This is a genomic window from Haloferula sp. (assembly GCF_049672945.1).
Classification (GTDB): Bacteria; Verrucomicrobiota; Verrucomicrobiia; order Verrucomicrobiales; family Akkermansiaceae; genus Haloferula.
Genome location: NZ_JBATWY010000045.1, coordinates 1 through 2,149 on the forward strand (window position 1 = coordinate 1; position 2,149 = coordinate 2,149).

General features: G+C 54.5%; 2 protein-coding genes. Both read right to left on the reverse strand.

Going from position 1 to position 2,149, the window contains the following annotated elements; all coding sequences use genetic code 11:
* Positions 1-195: 195 nt before the first annotated feature.
* The gene (locus tag WBG04_RS03890) at positions 196-693 is read right to left on the reverse strand and encodes a hypothetical protein (protein WP_424313065.1); all 498 of its coding nucleotides are present in this window, start codon (positions 691-693) and stop codon (positions 196-198) included.
* A gap of 130 nt (positions 694-823) precedes the next feature.
* On the reverse strand, positions 824-1,933 hold the full coding sequence (locus WBG04_RS03895) for a hypothetical protein (protein ID WP_424313066.1): 1,110 nt from the start codon (positions 1,931-1,933) through the stop codon (positions 824-826).
* Positions 1,934-2,149 lie beyond the last annotated feature (216 nt).

Consider the following 2,149-nt stretch of genomic DNA (forward strand, 5'->3'; position numbering starts at 1 on the left):
GTTTCTACTGGCTAGGTTTTGAAACATCAGGTCTTACACCTGATAAGAAGCGCCTTGCTTGGCTCGGCGCACAACGTCAAAACTGAGGCGATCCCGGTAGCTGCACCTGAAAGGCCACGGGCATTCAACCAGCTTCCGCAGCTGGCGGCAAGCACGCAACAAAGCCGCTGATAGGGGTCGCCCTCCAGTGCCTTGTTAGCGATTGCATTTTGTTTCGTGGGTTGAGGTCGCAAACCGGACCAGCCCGTATCCGAAGAGGAATAGTCCCAGATACTCGGCGTGTTGGATGACCATGGCTGTCCGACCCAAGGGTGAACTCCAGAGGAAATCGTCGACCCAATATTCAGCGGTCTCAGCAGCAAGCACAACTATGTCAGCGATCAGCACCAAGGCAGAACCTACCAGCAAGCAAAGGACAGGAACTCCCCGATAACGCTTGTGGAACTTCGAGGCCGCTAATGCGATCAGAATCCAGCCTGCAACACCGCTGAGGTGGAACCTGAAGGTATCGAGGTAGCTGACGAAGGCGGATCTCTCAACTTCATGGCCGACATGGAGAAATTGATCTTCGCCTGCTTCCTGCACGGCTTGTCTGTGGCCGCTGAAGTATCCAGCGCCGAATCCGCCGACGAGACATAGAGCGAGGAGGATGCTGGCGGCGACAACAATGAGGAGTTCGCGTCGGCCGTTCATTTCTTCGCTAACGTCGAAGTCCTCTCACTCCTGCCCGAGGGCGAGACTTCGATTGCGGGTTGAAGGTTGAATGGTCATGACAGATTGAACTCGCGGCGGGGCAGGTGTTGAGAGCGACGCCTTGTTAGGGCTATTTTGTTTCGACCTCCTCGGATAGGAAGAACCGTTGCTTCCCGGTTGCAACATCCAATGCGCCCATTCTAGCGATACCTTTGTTGTAATCGGAGAAGTAGATTACTCCATCCATTACTGGTGTCCGGTGCAGTTGGAAGTGCTCCCAAAGCTTAGTTCCGTCTGGACGAAAGCAAGCTGTGCGATAGAGCGCGTCCGTGATTAACAGATCTCCAGCCGTCTCGGAGCTAGCGGCCTCAATCACCTTAACAGCCCGGCTCTCGATTACCTTCAGATCTGGAACACTGATCTTATAAAGAGTCTGCTTGCTTTGATTGAAGTCTGCGAAGTTCAGTTCTGAGGTGAGATACGTCAAATCTCCATTGTCGTCGCGGAGACCACTTGGGCCCATTGCATCCTCGGGCTTCACTGCTGGACGGCGTCTCACCTCTCCAGTGGCGATGTCAATAACCACTAGGTCTGAGGCATCGTCGCTGACGATGTAATCACCACAGCGGACCACGTAGTGGTGAGGGTATGGCTGATACTCATATTCAACTGACCAAACCTTCTTCATCGTCTGACGGTCAAACGCTTCGAGCCAGCCCTTCGAAAAGGAATAGCCTCCCCCCTCGGCGGCCTTGCGACGGCCCTTCGCGAGCACAACCAGATCCTGATCTGCATATGCCATCGTCTCCCCGAGCTTCTCTGTCGCCAAGCAAACGTAAGTAGCGCCATCGAAAAGCGCTAAGGCTGGATCCTCGCCATCAAGCGGTCCCCAGAATAGGTTGGCTTCAGGGGAGTATCGCACCCACTTCACCTTCGGGTCTGCACTAAATAGAGTCTCAGAACTGCCACCTTTCGTGTTCAACGCACTGACTGAAGCACCTTGGGTGAGCAGGGTCTTCCCCGAGCTATGTACTATCAGACTTCCCTCGGAGGACAGCTTCTGTCTCCACAGCTCCTTTCCTTCCTTGGACACGCCAATCAGCTCCAGCCGATCCGCAGATAAAACGATCAAAGTATCTTCAACGACCACTGGCGTGGAAAAGGTCGGAAAAATGATCGAGGTGCCCAAGCAGGGCATCACGGCAACAAGTGCCACAAGGATTGTCCAGAGTGTCTTCATTTCTTGCCCTAACGTAAAATGTGGACGCGCGACGCCCCTATGGCGGCGGCTCCGACTCAAGGAAAGCAGATTGAAGCACATTCGGCAATCTCCAACAAAGCCGCGGATAGGCGTCGCGTCACACGCCTTTATAGGACAACCGGACTTATTCATCAAGCCGGGCGATGAGGCCCGGAACGAGGCCGTTCGACTGCGCCCGGATTGTGAACAAGTCCG

Coding starts and splice junctions, on each gene's coding strand:
- WBG04_RS03890 (WP_424313065.1), bottom strand. CDS start 693: ATGAACGGCCGACGCGAACTCCTCATTGTTGTCGCCGCCAGCATCCTC.
- WBG04_RS03895 (WP_424313066.1), bottom strand. CDS start 1,933: ATGAAGACACTCTGGACAATCCTTGTGGCACTTGTTGCCGTGATGCCC.